The sequence below is a fragment of the Vibrio sp. 378 genome (genome assembly GCF_033339435.1).
Window position 1 is genome coordinate 113,401 of record NZ_JAWOUO010000010.1, and the last position, 15,518, is coordinate 128,918.

At 44.4% G+C, this 15,518-nt stretch carries 13 protein-coding genes; 7 read left to right on the forward strand and 6 right to left on the reverse strand.

Annotated features, from left to right (window positions below; translation table 11 throughout):
- Window positions 1-66 precede the first annotated feature (66 nt).
- Genes R7Q48_RS18055 through R7Q48_RS18070 form a run of 4 tightly spaced genes read left to right on the forward strand, consistent with a single transcriptional unit; the run spans window position 67 to window position 4,803 of the window.
- On the forward strand, window positions 67-1,482 hold the full coding sequence (locus tag R7Q48_RS18055) for a TolC family protein (protein ID WP_047102713.1): 1,416 nt from the start codon (window positions 67-69) through the stop codon (window positions 1,480-1,482).
- Window positions 1,483-1,485: 3 nt separating this feature from the next.
- A complete protein-coding gene (locus tag R7Q48_RS18060; RefSeq protein ID WP_033906180.1) occupies window positions 1,486-2,466 on the forward strand; it encodes an HlyD family secretion protein in 981 nt (326 codons plus the stop codon).
- A gap of 22 nt (window positions 2,467-2,488) precedes the next feature.
- Entirely contained in the window at window positions 2,489-3,655 is a 1,167-nt protein-coding gene (locus R7Q48_RS18065) for an ABC transporter permease (protein ID WP_256903281.1), read from the forward strand.
- Window positions 3,652-4,803 carry an ABC transporter permease gene (locus R7Q48_RS18070; RefSeq protein WP_104975370.1) on the forward strand — a complete coding sequence of 384 codons (1,152 nt, stop codon included), beginning with the start codon at window positions 3,652-3,654 and terminating at the stop codon, window positions 4,801-4,803. The genes R7Q48_RS18065 and R7Q48_RS18070 overlap by 4 nt, the downstream gene beginning before the upstream one ends.
- Window positions 4,804-5,090: 287 nt before the next feature.
- Here R7Q48_RS18070 and R7Q48_RS18075 read toward each other — a convergent pair whose 3' ends face one another.
- The 6 genes from R7Q48_RS18075 to aspT all read right to left on the reverse strand — a co-directional run bounded on the left by R7Q48_RS18075 (window position 5,091) and on the right by aspT (window position 12,357).
- Entirely contained in the window at window positions 5,091-5,999 is a 909-nt protein-coding gene (locus R7Q48_RS18075; RefSeq protein WP_017634569.1) for a LysR family transcriptional regulator, read from the reverse strand.
- A gap of 142 nt (window positions 6,000-6,141) precedes the next feature.
- Window positions 6,142-6,570 (reverse strand): hypothetical protein, encoded by a 429-nt coding sequence (locus R7Q48_RS18080; RefSeq protein WP_025768103.1) that lies wholly within the window; start codon window positions 6,568-6,570, stop codon window positions 6,142-6,144.
- Window positions 6,571-6,587: 17 nt separating this feature from the next.
- Window positions 6,588-7,757, reverse strand: coding sequence for a patatin-like phospholipase family protein (locus R7Q48_RS18085; RefSeq protein ID WP_017634571.1), 1,170 nt, complete (start codon window positions 7,755-7,757; stop codon window positions 6,588-6,590).
- Window positions 7,758-7,967: 210 nt separating this feature from the next.
- Window positions 7,968-8,825 (reverse strand): pyridoxal kinase PdxY, encoded by an 858-nt coding sequence (gene pdxY, locus R7Q48_RS18090; RefSeq protein WP_213908127.1) that lies wholly within the window; start codon window positions 8,823-8,825, stop codon window positions 7,968-7,970.
- Window positions 8,826-8,950: 125 nt separating this feature from the next.
- The gene (locus R7Q48_RS18095) at window positions 8,951-10,546 is read right to left on the reverse strand and encodes a bifunctional aspartate transaminase/aspartate 4-decarboxylase (RefSeq protein WP_256903280.1); all 1,596 of its coding nucleotides are present in this window, start codon (window positions 10,544-10,546) and stop codon (window positions 8,951-8,953) included.
- A gap of 95 nt (window positions 10,547-10,641) precedes the next feature.
- Window positions 10,642-12,357 carry an aspartate-alanine antiporter gene (gene aspT / locus R7Q48_RS18100; RefSeq protein WP_256903279.1) on the reverse strand — a complete coding sequence of 572 codons (1,716 nt, stop codon included), beginning with the start codon at window positions 12,355-12,357 and terminating at the stop codon, window positions 10,642-10,644.
- A 426-nt stretch (window positions 12,358-12,783) separates the two neighbouring features.
- On the opposite strand from aspT, the gene R7Q48_RS18105 reads away from it, so the two are divergent.
- Genes R7Q48_RS18105 through R7Q48_RS18115 form a run of 3 tightly spaced genes read left to right on the forward strand, consistent with a single transcriptional unit; the run spans window position 12,784 to window position 15,239 of the window.
- Window positions 12,784-12,996, forward strand: a complete 213-nt coding sequence (locus R7Q48_RS18105) for a DUF1656 domain-containing protein (RefSeq protein ID WP_005377106.1) — start codon at window positions 12,784-12,786, stop codon at window positions 12,994-12,996.
- Between the two features lie 10 nt (window positions 12,997-13,006).
- Window positions 13,007-13,870, forward strand: coding sequence for an HlyD family secretion protein (locus tag R7Q48_RS18110; protein WP_047009848.1), 864 nt, complete (start codon window positions 13,007-13,009; stop codon window positions 13,868-13,870).
- Between the two features lie 13 nt (window positions 13,871-13,883).
- Complete coding sequence (locus R7Q48_RS18115) at window positions 13,884-15,239, forward strand: FUSC family protein (RefSeq protein WP_318132399.1); 1,356 nt, start codon at window positions 13,884-13,886, stop codon at window positions 15,237-15,239.
- The last annotated feature ends 279 nt before the right edge of the window (window positions 15,240-15,518 follow it).

The following is a 15,518-nucleotide window of genomic DNA, read 5'->3' on the forward strand; positions in this document are numbered from 1 at the left end:
TCCTACTTAACACGCAGTTACGAATCCTTTATATTAGAGCTAATACTCTACGACAAAGCAGCCATTATGAAAAAAACAGGAAAGTTTTGGATACTGGGCTTACTTAGCAGCTCGATTTCCCTTGCCTGTCATGCGGCACCGATCACTTTTGATACCGCATGGCAGCTATTGCTAGAAAACAACTATTCTCTCAAAGCTCAACGCTCAAACGTCGAGAACTACCAATACCAAGAGAGTGCCACCAGCAATCTCAACTTACCTCAGGTTACTATTGGCGCGAATTACACGCGTTTAGATACCGATATCACGCTGTCGGGAAAACAGATCCTAGACAGCACAGGAGCACACATTAACGTACCTCCTGCTTTTCAGCCTATTTTTGGTGCCTTAGCTAATACCACTTCGACCATAACCGAGCGCGATATTTTCTCTTCGTCTATTCGTGCGATTTGGCCGATTTTTACTGGTGGTCGAATTTCTGCGGCTCAATCAGCTGCAGAAGGCAAAACGGATGAGGCGAAAAGCCAGCTTCTAATGGAACAACAAGCGCGTTTTGAAGATTTATCGAAGTACTACTTTTCTGTCGTACTGGCAAAGGAAGTACTCGCAACGCGGCAAGCGGTTGAAGCAGGGCTAAAAAAGCATCGAGATTTTGCCATTAAGCTTGAAGAGCAAGGACAAATCGCGCACGTTGAGCGCCTGCAAGCCGAGGCTTCTTTAGATAAAGCATCCGTAGAAACACGTAAAGCAGCCAGTGATTTGAGTATCGCTCAGGCTGCATTAGGTAAATTACTCGCGCAAGATGATGCCGTAGAGCCCGCTGAATCTTTGTTTATCAACGACAGTCTTCCCCCTCTTACTGCTTTTGTCGATCAAACGTTGCTTACCTATCCGGGGTTGGAGCTTCTGAGCGCTAAACACAAACAAGCCTCTAGCTTAATCAAAGCAGAAAAAGGGAAATACTACCCTGAAGTTTATCTTTACGGCGACTACAGCTTGTATGAAGACGATTCTCTCGCAAGCCAAATGAAGCCTGACTGGTTAGTTGGTGTTGGTGTCAGCATTCCACTGATTGAATCATCAGGGCGAAGCGAAAAAGTCAAAGCCGCTCAAAGCGTCGTCTCGCAGGTCGACTCATTAAAGTCCCAAGCCAAACAAGACTTATCGCTGTTAGTCCAAAAGACATACTTGGAGGCTCAGCAAGCCATTGATGAAGTACAAGGGCTCGCATCTAGCATTGAACTCGCTAACGAAAACCTGCGCTTGCGTGAAAAAGCATTTACTCAGGGTCTGTCGTCTTCTCTGGATGTTGTGGATGCACAACTTTATGTCGCGAGTATAGAAACACAACGTTCAGTGGCGCGTTTCCGCTATTTAATATCTTTAACCAAGCTACTCGCATTGAGCAGTGAAATGAACAGCTTCGAACAATATCAAAATACCGCTTATATCCCTGCTTCAACATCCAAAGAGGTGAAATAAATCATGGCAGCTAAATCACTAAAACCCGTTTTACTCTCACTTTGTGCTTTGGGTGTTGCCTCTTGGGTTGGGTATCAATTTTACCAAGCCTATCAACCGGAACCGATCCGCTTACAGGGATTAATTGAAGCCCAGCAATACAGTATTTCCTCAAAAGTTCCAGGGCGTATTGATGAGGTCATGGTACGTAAAGGCGACGATGTAGAGAAAGGTCAGCTTATTTTTACCCTTCATAGTCCTGAAATTGAAGCGAAGTTAGAACAAGCAAAAGCAGGTGAAAAAGCGGCGGACGCCTTAGCTCAAGAAGCTGAGAAAGGCGCACGTGAGCAACAAATCCAAGCAGCAAAAGATCAGTGGATGAAAGCCAAAGCCGCTGCGAATTTAATGGAAAAAACCTACAATCGTGTGAATAACCTTTATAACGATGGCGTGGTTGCAGAACAAAAACGCGATGAAGCTTTAACTCAATGGCAAGCAGCGAAATACACAGAAAGTGCTGCGTTTCAAATGTATGAAATGGCAAAAGAAGGCGCTAGAAGTGAAACCAAAGTGGCTGCGGCGGAAAAAGCGCGCATGGCATCAGGTGCCGTAGCCGAAGTAGAAGCGTACGCGAAAGATACTCAGATCTACAGCTGGTTCGACGGCGAAGTCTCTCAAGTTCTACTTCAAAGTGGTGAATTAGCACCTCAGGGCTTCCCAGTAGTTACTGTGATAGATACAGAAGATGCCTGGGCGACACTTAATGTGCGTGAAGATTACCTTCAACACTTTAGAAAAGGAGCAACCTTTGATGCCTATTTGCCTGCCTTAAACAAAAATGTTGAGTTCAAAGTAACGCATGTTGCCGTTATGGGTGACTTTGCAACGTGGAGAGCAACCGATGCTTCTCAAGGTTTTGATCTTCGTACCTTTGAAGTAGAAGCTCGTCCAGCTCAACCCGAACCTGAACTGCGTATGGGAATGAGTGTTGTCGTTGAACTTTAATCACAACCACTAGGTTAATGCTATGACGATTAAGATTTCACAGCGGCATATCTTACGACGAGACAAGTGGTTGCTTTCGTGCCTTACTTGGATACCGATTTTGCTCGCGATGATGATTTGGGGAGTGTTCTCTGCGGGCATTGCCCGGAATCTGCCAATCGGTGTGGTTGATCTACAACATTCCCAACTTTCTCGAAAGCTCATTCAATCTTTGGATGCGTCGTCGAGTCTGGCTGTTAACTATCACTACACCAGTGCAAGCGAAGCAAAAAATGCGATGATTGAAGGCGATATCTACGCTTACGCGGTCATCCCATCTAAGTTCGACCAAGATATTCTCCAGCACCGCCAACCTCAACTTTCTGTCTTTTACAACAGTCAGTACATTTTGGTAGCGAAACTGATCAACTCTGCCATTGCGCAAGCACAAGGCTATTTCGACGCTCAGGTTGAAGTAATGGGCAACTTGGCTAAGGGTAACACCACAACGTTAGCAGCGGCTGGACAGGCTGTACCCGTGTCGACACAAATAACCGCATTATTTAACCGTAACAATAACTACGCACAATTTTTGGTAACGGCTATCGTGCCAGCCATTTGGCAAATATGTATTGTAGTAAGCACTATTTTGATTCTTGCCGCGCACTTTCGCATTTATGGTGGAAAGAATAGCTTTGCATTTTTGGGCGAAAAGCCATACGCCAGGCTCACTACCCTATTAAGTCAGTACATTCCGGTCTTTATGGCGCAAGGTGCGTTGTTCTTGTACTGGTTTTATTCCGTGCTTGATTGGCCAATGGAAGGCAGTTTTGTGGTTATGCTATTAGCACAATTGGCGACGGTTATCGCCTGTATCATTATGGGAGCGTTGTTCTTCTTCTTGTCGATGGATCCTGCACGTGCGATGAGTTTTGCTGGCGCATTTACGGCTCCAAGCTTCGCGTTCATGGGAATTACATTCCCAGTTTCTGACATGAACACGCTCGCTTATGCATGGCGTTCATTATTGCCGATTACCCATTACATTGAAGTACAAGTGAGTCAAGCAAGCTATGGAGCATCGGCCGCACAATCTTTAAGCTCGCTATGGCCTATGATTGGTTACGTTGTGCCCCTGCTCATTACCGCAGCCTTGATGGGTAAACATCGAACAGCTTCATCAACACGCCAAGCGAAGGAGGCGGTATGACATTGTGGCAACTGATTAAAGCGGAACTTAAGGCCGTTCTAACCAATCCAGTCGTTACGTTGACCGTGTTTGGTGGTGTCGTATTTTACTCGTTTTTATACCCTTTGCCTTATGCACAACAAACGCCTCGTGAACAACCAATCGCGATTGTTAATCTAGATGGTAGTCAGACGAGTTTAAAGCTGGAACGTATGGTTGATGCCACCCCACAAGTCAACGTAGTCACTCGACTTCATACGATTGCCGATGCAAAGCAAGCATTTTTACAACGAGAGATCACCGGTTTTTTAGTCATACCAGAACACTTTTACAAAGACCTAATGCTAGGTAAAAGCCCGACTCTAGCCTACGCTGCGGACGCCTCGTATTTTCTCGTGTACGGAACCGTGGTAGAAGGATTGGCCCAAGCTGGAGGCACATTAGGGGCCCAAGTGAAAGTCAGTAAAATGGTGATAGATGGTGTGCCCATGAGTATGGCTAGCCATAATTACTCTGCTATCAAGCTTAATATGAAGCCGACGTTCAACCCAACCATGGGTTACATCGAATACGTAGTGCCGGCAGTATTTGTTCTGATTTTACAACAAACGTTGATCATGGCGGTTGGATTACAAACGGGAACACAGCGTCATGGTCGTGGCTATTGGTCACAAGTATCCACGGGATCGCTGCTGCTTGTGAGAACGTTAGTATTTGTGGCAATTTATTATTTACTCGGCGCCTATTATTTTGGTTTTAGCTTCGAACGCTTAAACGTAAACCATATCGCCAATGCGGGCGAATTGCTGGCTATGTTGTTCCCGTTCCTTTTAGGTTGTTGCGGACTAGGCTTCTGGCTAGGTTACTTATTACCTCGGCGTGAACTTGTCACCTTAGTCGTCTTAGTGAGCTCTATGCCGCTCATTTTCTTGGCTGGTTTTATTTGGCCAATTGAAGCCATACCTACTCCCTTATTATGGATTGCTGATTTAAGCCCAAGCACTTGGGCGATAAAAGCTTTCTTAGCGCTAAACCAAATGGGGGCAACCTGGCAACAAGTCGCTCCACATTGGACGGCGCTTTGGGCACTCACCGTGCTTTGGGGTAGCGTTGCGTACTGGATTGCTAAGCGAAGTAACAAGCCAGTTGTAACAGAGAGCTTGGGGTGACAGCTGACATTTTTTATTACTATAAAAAAAGCCGGGTAACTAAACCCGGCTGAAAATCTGCGTCCTTGCAGCGGACATATGGTAAAAACACTTTTTGCTCTGGGCTTACCCATTGAGCGAGGTTAGATTAAGCCAAAAACTATGGACTCCATACTCTCATATAGAGGGTTATATCCTTCCAATAGACATTAGCTCTTCGCTAGAACGATAACGTTTTTCAGACACAAAAAAACAAGACTCACATTGAGTCTTGTTGTTGATAGGGATGAGCAGGATACATGTCGCCGCTAAGTCATATCACGGATTATTTTCTCTCGGTATTCTGTAACGACCTTCATGATTGAATTTTTTACATCACCAACTTGCTTAGAGGGTTGGCACCATAGGCCAAAACCAAACTTAAAACCTTCCAATAATTCAGAAGCTTCCACTGGCTCTATATGATTATTAGAAAACTCCGAATGGGCAAACGTTCTGGGGAGAATCGCCCATCCTAAACCTGCTTCAACCATTTTCACTACAAGGGCCAATTGGTCGACCTCTTCATGGTTCGAACTTACGATGACTTTTTCGCCCATTCCCTCTTCAATAAGAGACCGCAGTACAAATTGTTTACTATTCCTCAAGGCTGTCAATACTCGATCTGGTGCCATAGAAGCGAGTTCACCACCTTTCTGGACGAAAGGAACAAATTCAAAATGACCTAAAAACGTCGCATCCAGACTATGTATTGCTCGACTATCATGCACATTGACAATACCGAATTGATAATCCCCATTCTGTAAACCCTCTTTAATTTCGTTGCGATTACGAACAAGAAAGTTAACTCGCATCATCGGAAAATCTGCTGCTAATTGAATACGAAGCAATACAAGAAAACGGTGTGGTATAGCGCTTGAATAGGCGATACTAACATTCTCTAACCCACCGTAAGCCAGACTTAATGCGACTTTATCGAAAGTACGTGCTTGTTCGATGGTTTGCTTAGCATAGTGGTAAAGAAGATGACCATCTTCTGTCGGTTCTACCGAGCGCCCCACTCGCTCAAACAGGTTGACCGCCAGTTGGTCTTCAAGATTGGTAATCACCTGCCCTATTGTGGTTCGGTGCTTATTGAGTTTGACCGCCGCCTTACTAAACGAAAGCTGTTCATAAACGGTTACGAACGCGAGAAGTTGTTCAAAACTAAAATTCATAGGTTGTGCTTACTTTTTAGAGTTATCTAATTAAATTACCACAAGATCGTAGAATTGCTACTTGGTAACGGAAACAATCTGCGTTTGAATTCCTTCTCGACGACACAAAAAAACCTACTAGCTTCAGTAGGTTTTCTCTAACTTAGTTGTACTCAACGACACGAGCTAAATAGTTGAATTCTCCTGAGTCACCATGGTAATCGCGGTAGACATCGACACTGAAATATTTAGGTTGATCAGCGTAAATGTGGTCAACGACTTTTTGCTCAAGTGACTCCAACGTTTCACCGACCTGAGAGTACACGAACTGCTTGTTCACTTTTTCCAATTTACGTTTTTTCGCTTCTTTGTGTGACACATAGTTATTGATCTCTTCCCACTTTCCCACGAACTCGACCGCCACGTAACTCGAGTTCTCGTCAATCATGATAAAGGCTGCACCTTCTTCTTTGATTGCAGACAGTTGCTGCATATCACTATCCACTTTTTGCTGGTCAAGATGGGCTCCACTTTGGGCGAATGCAGTCGCGGAAGCGGTAAGTATCATGAGTGTAAGAACGGCTTTTTTCATTGTATCGTTTTCCTGTATTAAGGGAGTTCAGTTACCCAAAGTTGCCCTTGGGTGGCTTTTTTGAATCCATATTCGTAAATCGTCAGCAAGTAGCGGTGATCGAACATATCTTTCGTTACTTTGGCGTATCTGAAATCTTGATCAATGTAGGTAAACTGCATCTCGATATCGTTGATTTCACTGATGTATTTCATTCGATAGAGATCACCTCGAGTTTGCGCTAGCGTAAGGCTTGAGACACTTTTCGATACCAAGTCCAAACCTTTGTCTTTTAGTGGACGATACGGCGCTTTTAACGCACCATTGCGAATCACATCCAACTGAGGCGCTTTTTCTAACCCCAAAGCATCTGAGATTTGTTGATAGTTGAAGTTAGACGGATTAAAGAACACCTGCGCTGCGAGACCACCATCTACGTGTAACTCCTCAAGAGTTTCTCCATCATGTTCAACATCGATAAATTGTGGAGGGAAAACACCAGGGATCGATGCGCTCGCAGCAAGCACCTTGTAAATCAGTTCAGATTTGTCCGCTAAATCACTGTTCGCAATCGCACCAATATTCCAAATCACCAGTTCGCCTGAATCAAAATGGGTACTGCCAATAAAGAGGCGTTTACCATTGCGGTGTTGCTGCGCCATCGCCTCGATCATGGGCTCAGGGTAAGCGTCTGCGATGAAATCATAGAGATTCTCACCATCGGTAAACGCGTCCTTAAACAGGGTATTTAAGAAGTTCTTCTTACCCAAAATATTCTTATCATTGATGTTGAGCATGACTTCTTTCATCTTTGGCATCGCATCACCGCCAATGAAAACAAAAGGAGCGATTAGGGCACCCGCACTGACTCCAGTAATGATGGCATAATCTTTTAGCTCCCCCTTTTCCTGCAGCCCCATCAAAACGCCGGCACCGTATGCGCCGTTTACGCCACCACCCGATAAGGCCAAAATATTGAGCTGTTCACCCTCTACTTTGATCGGTGTGGTTTGATTGTGCGCTGAGTAGAGAAAATCCGGCGCTTCATTGGCCCACATTCGAAGTGGCTCATTTGGTGTCGAACTCGCGATCTCGACATCTTTATAGTTGCTTTGAGAAACACGAACATCCAGCGTATGAGGTGAACTACAAGCTACTATCAGCAGCGAAAGTGCAACCGTCACACCAGAGGAAATTAAACGATTCATAATCAGTCTCATTTAATGTTCTCTGGCGTATGACCAGAGACTCAGTTTGAAGTTAATTGGGTCAAAATGAAGTCCGTTTCGTTGTGTGGAGTTACTATAGCTAGGCACGGCTAAACCCCATAATCGCGATTGTAGGATGCTATCCATCAAAGCAATTATGCCAAGTTTCTATATGCTAACTTTACGCTTCTCCGTTAATTAGGTACTGCGCTAAGCAATTTTCACGACGTTGAACTCATGCGTCGGTTCGACAAATTCGTATTGGGCATTGATCGTCTGTAGCTCCCATGTGCCATAGCCTTTGGTGATCTCCAATACACCGTAAACGGCGTTATGTGTATGACGAAAGGCTGCGACAGGAGACATCTTCTTCATCAAACAAGAAGTAAAAATCGCAGAAATCAAATCACCGACACCGACTGGCTGCATAGCAAATTCAACACTAGGGCGTTGGGCCAAATAGCTTGCTTTCGGCGTCGCTAAAATCATACTGAAGGCGTCATCTGTTAGAGCATGCAGATGTTTCACCAATACCATTTTCGGTCCCAGCTCTAGGGCTTTTTTACATGCAGTGACCGCATCATAAAGAGAGTCAATTTTCACACCTGTTAACTCGCTCAGTTCAAACTGGTTAGGAACAATCACATCAGCGATGGGCAACAAGCTATGGCTTATCGCTTCTTTGACACCGTCTGCCACAATGCAACCTTTGTCTGGATCACCCATAACTGGGTCACACACATAAAGTGCACTATGGTTACGCGATTTGACTAAACTTACCGCTTCGGCCACCGCTCGACATTGCTCTGCGCTGCCTTGATAACCGGACAGTATCGCGCCACATTCTCCTAACTTCTCAATGTTATCTAAGCCTCTCATTAGAGAATGAATTTCATCTGCCCCAAACTTCTGTCCAGTCCAACCTTGCTGGTACTGAGTGTGATTTGAAAACTGAACAGTGTGGATTGGCCAGACTTCGAGGCCCATCCTCTGCATCGGGAAGACGGCAGAGCTGTTTCCTGCGTGGCCATAAACCACATGAGATTGAATAGAAATAATGCTTTTCATAAGTCACTCTTAATAGGGAAGTTTGTTAGCTTGGCGACTAAATAAACACAATGCCGCGCACTGTGCTTATTTGGTCGGAATAGCCTCGACAACGCCGAGGCTTATTCTTAATCAGGCTGGATTAATTACCCTTGGAATTCAGCAAAGTACTCATCCAACACTTTGCGTGTTGCACGACCGATAAGCTCGTATTCGTGGTGAGTAAGGTTTGCTAGTGAAACTCGAACTGATGCGTGTACTACATCGAAGCCTTGGCCTGGAAGTAGGATAACGCCGGTTTCATGTGCAAGGCGGAACAGGAAGTCTTTGCCTTTCTCGCTCGCTTTGAACCAATCAACGAAGGCTGGTCCGTACAATTTGCCGCCCAGAGTGTCGAGCTCAAGCAGTGTGTAGTAGTCCACACGATCTTTGTTTTCTTCAATTTCTACACCCATGTTTTTGTACAGAGTTTTGTAACGCTCGCGGATGATGCGTTTACATGCTTCTTTGTAGTTTTGTTCCGAGTCCATCAAGCAGTTCAAAGAGAACAGCGCCATTTGAACTTGTTGAGGAAGAGACAAACCTGCTGTGTGGTTAAGCGCTACGCTGCGGCTATCTGCTACGATACGGTCAATAAACTTAATCTCACGAGGTTCCGGAGTCAGCGTTTTGTAACGATCGTCCAACTCAAGTTGACGCGCTTCAGGAAGGCTGCGCATTGCATCGTCAAACACGTTGTTGTGTTGAATTGCAATCGAGCCTAAACGCCAGCCTGTTGCACCGAAGTACTTAGAGAACGAGTACACACAAAGCGTGTTGTATGGCAGTTTCGCAAACAGTGAGACAAAGTCGTCCGCAAATGTGCCGTATACATCGTCAGTCACGATGAACAGGTCGCTACGTTCGTTGTTTACGAAGTTTGATAGGTTATCTAGAGTTTCGTCCGAGAACTTCACAGACGCTGGGTTTGCTGGGTTCACGACACAAAGCAGTTTGATGTCTGTATCTGCAAGCTTTTCGATTTCAGACATCGGCAGTTGCCATGTTGTCTCATCCAGACGTAGCTCAACGATTTCCAGTTCGTATTCACTCAGTTCTGGAATCTCTAGGTACGGCGTAAAGATTGGAGTGATTAGCGCTACCTTGTCACCTTTCTTCAACAAACCGTTGTTGAACATAGTTTGGAAGGTGTACGTCATAGACGCCGTACCGCCTTCAGTTGCAAACAGATCGAAGTCTGTCGTCATTGGCATTGGGCCGTACATCTCTTCTGCAATGTATTGCTTCACAACGGTTTCGATGTTCGTCAGCATACGTGGTGGCACTGGGTAGTTACATGCAAGGTATGCGTTAACCAGCTCATTCAAGAAAGCTTGTTTCTCTAGACCCAAACGGTCTTTTGCGTAGCTCAACGACTTTTCCAAGAACTGCACGCCTTGGTCTTTCTTATTGTCGTTTGCAAACGTGTCGAAACGCTCAACAATGCCCACACCATCAGGAATGCCACCGAAGCCACCATCTAGGTATGAATAAGTGCGCTCGGCTTCCAATATTGCGAACTCACCCAAACGAATGAACGCTTTACGCGGTAGTGTCGCAAGAAAATTAGGATTACCACGACCTGCATCTAATAAAGCGCGGTCAGGAACAGTTTGTGCCACTTCAATTAGTTTATCTTTTAATTCAAATGGGCTTAAATCTGCAAATTTTGAAAAATCAATTGTTGTGTTTTGCGTAGTCATAATATTTACCTGAATCTATTATTTAGTAAAATTTGGATAATACTTCCCCTACCGCCTATTTAATTAGGCGATAAGAGTGTTCGAATTTATTTAAATTACATGCCTGCGTTTAAAGTAATAATGCCGACAATAATTGGACCCCATAGGGTAAGCAGTACATTGGCGACTGCATAAGTCACAGTGAATGAGAATACTGGCGTTGCGTTACCTGTTTTTTCCATTAAAGCCGCGAATGCTGGGTTCGCACTTCGTCCACCTGTCACACAGCCAAGTGCTTCAACTGGGTTCTTAATCTTCAATACAAAGTATGAGAAGAAGAACGAAATAATCTGAGGGATAATCGTTACACCCATGCCAAGGAACAACAGAGACATACCGTGTTCTTTGATGGTGTCGACCGCTTGAGGCCCAGCCTCAAGGCCAACAATGCCCACAAATGCTGCCAAACCGAAATCTCGAATAAAGTTCGCGGCACCCACAGGAAACTGAGCAACATGCGGATTGCGGCTACGCAACCAACCGACAATCAAACCTGAGATCAAACAACCTGCACCAGAACCGATAGTGACGGGAATACCAGCAATCTTAAAACTGATTAGACCAATTAATAGACCCACCACCATGCCCATACCAAGCACGACTAAGTCAGTCACGTTTGCTGAGCCCATTCGCTGACCAATGTTTTTCTCAACGCGATTGATATCTTTTGCGGTACCTGTAAGCTGGATGACGTCGTTTTTCTTCACCACAAGATCCGGCTTCATTTCGATAGAGTTGCCTTCACGAATGTAATCCGTCACATAAATACCGCGCATTGAACCTTGGTTCGAAGCCTCTTTGATCTCTTGCAGCGACTTACCAATCAGTTTGCGGTTGTCTGCGATCAGTTGACGGTTTTCTTCAATAACTTCATAGCCTTCTGGAAGTGCAATCTCGTTGTCAGCCAAACCATCTTGCAGCTGATGTACCGCATTACGACGACCTGTTACAACAATGACATCCCCTTCTTTCAATGCTGTGAATTTGTCCACGTCTAGCACTTTGCCATCGCGTTGAATCAATTCAATACAAGCAGCCAGAGCGTGTTGGTTTAACTGGGCTAAGGTTTTGCCTGCTAGCCCACCATCTTTGCTCACTTTAAATGCTCGTGTAACCAGCGCTGTGACAGCGTTGAACTCACCCGGCGCTAAATCACGCTTACCATTTGAATTTTTCTCTTCTAGCGCAATCGCTTCTGCTCGGATATCCCACTTCATCAGTGTTGGGAATACCCATGTCACCATCAGAATTGGACCAAGCGAACCAAAGATGTACGTAACCGCGTAGCCTACTGCGACGTTGGTCTGCATTAGGTGCTTCGCTTCTTCTGTCACACCACCAAGACGTGCGATCGCATCACCCGCTGTACCGATGATTGCCGATTGAGTCAAACCACCAGCTGCAAGGCCTGCTGCCGTACCTCTGTCTAGATCGAACATCCAAGCTGCTGCTAGTACACAAAGCAGGCCAGACACCGTCATCACTACAGCGGAAAGTAGAATGTTGATGGTTCTAAAGTTCAATGCTTTGAAGAACTGCGCACCACCTTGATACCCTACTGCGTAAATAAAGAGCGCAAAGAAAATGCTTTTTACGCCGGGATCAATATGAACACCAAATTGCCCAATAATTACACCCATTAATAATGTTCCCGCAACACCGCCAAGAACAAATCGACCAATGGTAATTTTACCTACCATATAACCGAGAGAGAGCGTAATAAAGAGAGCAACAAATGGTGCCATGTCAAAAAGGTTAGAAATAATTTCCATGACAATTTTACTCTTACTAATAAATATAGAACTCAAATAATCTAACGAATAATCTGTCACTCATATTTGTTGGATTATTTAATTTAAAAAGCATCTCGTTTGCTTCGAAGCGAATATTAGAAACAAAACCTCACAACTCGTAATCCCATTTGAAGGATGAAACCATCACTTCGCATATTCAAAAGCAAACATTGAACAATAATTGTCGAAAATTTAATAACTTAGTGGTATTAAATGAGCATCAAATAAATTGGAAAATAAATTTATTTTTATGTTCACTGTCCAAAAAGCTACTTTGTTGCGCTATTCCCTCTATATAGCGCATGACACCTTTCTCTTGATGGATTAGATCCTACAAAAGCGATTATCACTGATGCCATCACTTGCCTTATCTTTACATTCATCAAGTTAATAGAGAAAAACACCATGAACTCAATGCCACATGAACTTGTGTGGGGCGAAGTTTACTTCCCTCCCTTGTTGCTGGTTATTGCATTGGCTTACATGCTCACCATTTTGGTTGGAACCGTTGCAACAAAACTGGGACTCCACAAATACGTTGCATTTCCCGCGCTCGCTGAGCTAAGCCTAATTGTAATTTTTACTGGCGTTATTGGTCGATTCATTACCATATTTTGAGGCAAATTCCGTGATAAAACGTTATCTCATCACACTGCTACTACTGTGTTCAGCTGGCACCGTGATTTTCAGCTACTACCAATCATACACTGACAACCCATGGACTAGAGATGGCCAAGTTAGCGCGCACATCGTTTCTATAACCCCCCGCGTGACAGGACAAATCATCCAAGTCTACGTTGAAGACAATTCGCAAGTGAAACAAGGCGATTTGCTGTTTGAGATTGACCCAAGCATCTATAAAGCGGCGTACCACAAAGCGCTAGCAGCTCAAAAGCAAGCCATTGCATTACTAGCAAAGGCCAAAAATGAAGAGCAGCGAGCACTTAAGTTAGAAAAGCGCACACCTGGCGCTGTACCTGTACTGACATTGAATAACCTAGACAATGCGGTGGAGACAGCCGTTGCCAACGTAGAGCTCGCGAAAGCCAATGTTGAAGAAGCCAAGCTAAACCTTGATTACACAAAAGTTTATGCGCCAACGAATGGTTATATAACTAATTTGAACTTACGCGTCGGCTCTCAAGTCGTCGCTAACTCCCCAGTCGTGGCTTTGATTGATGAAGACAGCTTTTGGATCGAAGGATATTTCAAAGAAACGGATTTAGTTGGCGTTGATCCACAAGATAAAGCCTACGTGACCTTAATGATGCACAATGAAGCTGTGCTGGAAGGCAAAATCAAAAGCATTGGCTACGGCATTGCGAAGCAAGATGGTAGTACTGGTAACGATCTTTTGCCCAATGTGAACCCTAACTTTCAGTGGATACGCTTAGCTCAACGCATTCCAATTAAAGTTAAATTAGATCACTTACCGAAAGATTTTCAACTACGTGTTGGTATGACGGCCTCTATCAAAATCATCAAACAATAATGCGGTGGAATGTATGTTTAATGCCTCAACCAAAGAAGCAATCAAAGCTGCGCTGTCTATCGTTATCGCGATCTGCCTTGCCTTATGGTTTCAATGGGAGAAACCATATTGGGCAGCGATCGCAGTCGCGGTAATGGCATTAAATGAAAGCTTCGCTCACTCAATAAACAAAGGTCATAATCGCTTATTAGGAACCCTCCTTGGCATCGGTTATGCCTTTTTCCTCATCACGACGTTTTCTCAAGATCGCTTTTTGTTTCTCACCTTCTTCACCTTGTTTTTAGGTGCGTGCATTTTTATGTCGAGCGACGAAAAGTATGGTTATGTGTTCTCTATCGGCTTTGCTGTGTGCTCCATCATCGCATGTATGGGAGGATTTGATAGTCAAGCAACGTTCCACTTCGCTGTTCTTCGCATGCAAGAGACGATTCTTGGTGTAATCACGTTTTCTGTTGTGTACCGATTAGTTTGGCCAGTCAGTACAGAACAAAACTTCATTCAACGTTTTGAGGCCAGCAGAGAGGCGATGCTTAACGCTATGAAATCGCCCAATGATATAGATATTGACGCTCTTGAGACCAACAGCGCCAACATAGAAAAGTTATTCCAACTGGTCGGCTTACCACTTACTGGCAGCTACCACTTGAAAGAACATCGTCAGCTATGGCGTGCACGTTTAAATGAGATGGCACAAATCCAAGACCGATTGCTAGAACAAGCAGATAAATCGCAAAGTCGTGAGATCGATTGGCCAACGCTAACGCAGCAACTTCAAAGCTTTGATATTAGAAATCCGAGTACGTCGCTCATTGGTCACGTTGCTTATGTCATGCAAAGAGAGAAAAACACTGTTTGGCATCACGAGCATCGAACGTTTATCCAGCATTTGAATGAAGACGGCAGAAAGGTACTGCAAGGTGTCTCCATGTTCGTCACTTCTTTGTTGATCTGGATTTATCTGCCCGTACCCGGAGGTTTCATTTTTCCGATGCTAGCAGGCGTGTTCTCTTCAATCGTTCCTACTATGTCACCAAGCATTATTAAAGATGCATTTTTTGGTGTGATAGGCACTGGCACGGTGATTCTATTGCAATACATTTTCATAATGCCAATGATGACCGAGCTTTGGCAGCTTGGGCTATTCTACTTCATCAACATCATCGTAATTTGGAAGGTATTTTCCACACCAAAACTGATGGTACACAGAATTCTAGGTATTAACTTATTGGTTGTCTTGACATCAGGAGCGCTCAATTTAACCCCAGCGTATCGAATTGAAACGCCCTTGCTGATGCTGGTAAACATTATGATCATTTTGATGATTGCCAAGTTGTTTACTGATCTGTTTCGTGTTCGCGTTACGGTCTAAGCGTCACCTCCGTTCTTGAAACTAAAGCCCTGCATTGCTTCTGCTATGCGGGGCTGTTTGTTTGTGAGCTAGCCATTATTCCTCCGTAATCCATAAAGCGAGGATAGTATCCATCAAAAGCGATTAACGGTATTTCTCTTCACCTCATAAAATCCTCTCATTGATTCACGAAATGCAATCGAAAACTCTGCATTCACAACGTCAATCACAGCAAACACATCTATCTAACTGAACAAGAAGTTCAGTGACACATTAACTGTCTGAGTCTCGAAGGTTTGA

Excerpts from the sequence above, each read along its gene's own strand:
- R7Q48_RS18080 (WP_025768103.1), bottom strand. The coding sequence starts at position 6,570 with ATGAAAAAAGCCGTTCTTACACTCATGATACTTACCGCTTCCGCGACT.
- R7Q48_RS18115 (WP_318132399.1), top strand. The coding sequence starts at position 13,884 with ATGTTTAATGCCTCAACCAAAGAAGCAATCAAAGCTGCGCTGTCTATC.
- R7Q48_RS18055 (WP_047102713.1), top strand. The coding sequence starts at position 67 with ATGAAAAAAACAGGAAAGTTTTGGATACTGGGCTTACTTAGCAGCTCG.
- R7Q48_RS18065 (WP_256903281.1), top strand. The coding sequence starts at position 2,489 with ATGACGATTAAGATTTCACAGCGGCATATCTTACGACGAGACAAGTGG.
- R7Q48_RS18060 (WP_033906180.1), top strand. The coding sequence starts at position 1,486 with ATGGCAGCTAAATCACTAAAACCCGTTTTACTCTCACTTTGTGCTTTG.
- R7Q48_RS18105 (WP_005377106.1), top strand. The coding sequence starts at position 12,784 with ATGAACTCAATGCCACATGAACTTGTGTGGGGCGAAGTTTACTTCCCT.
- R7Q48_RS18095 (WP_256903280.1), bottom strand. The coding sequence starts at position 10,546 with ATGACTACGCAAAACACAACAATTGATTTTTCAAAATTTGCAGATTTA.
- R7Q48_RS18070 (WP_104975370.1), top strand. The coding sequence starts at position 3,652 with ATGACATTGTGGCAACTGATTAAAGCGGAACTTAAGGCCGTTCTAACC.
- aspT (WP_256903279.1), bottom strand. The coding sequence starts at position 12,357 with ATGGAAATTATTTCTAACCTTTTTGACATGGCACCATTTGTTGCTCTC.
- pdxY (WP_213908127.1), bottom strand. The coding sequence starts at position 8,825 with ATGAAAAGCATTATTTCTATTCAATCTCATGTGGTTTATGGCCACGCA.
- R7Q48_RS18085 (WP_017634571.1), bottom strand. The coding sequence starts at position 7,757 with ATGAATCGTTTAATTTCCTCTGGTGTGACGGTTGCACTTTCGCTGCTG.
- R7Q48_RS18075 (WP_017634569.1), bottom strand. The coding sequence starts at position 5,999 with ATGAATTTTAGTTTTGAACAACTTCTCGCGTTCGTAACCGTTTATGAA.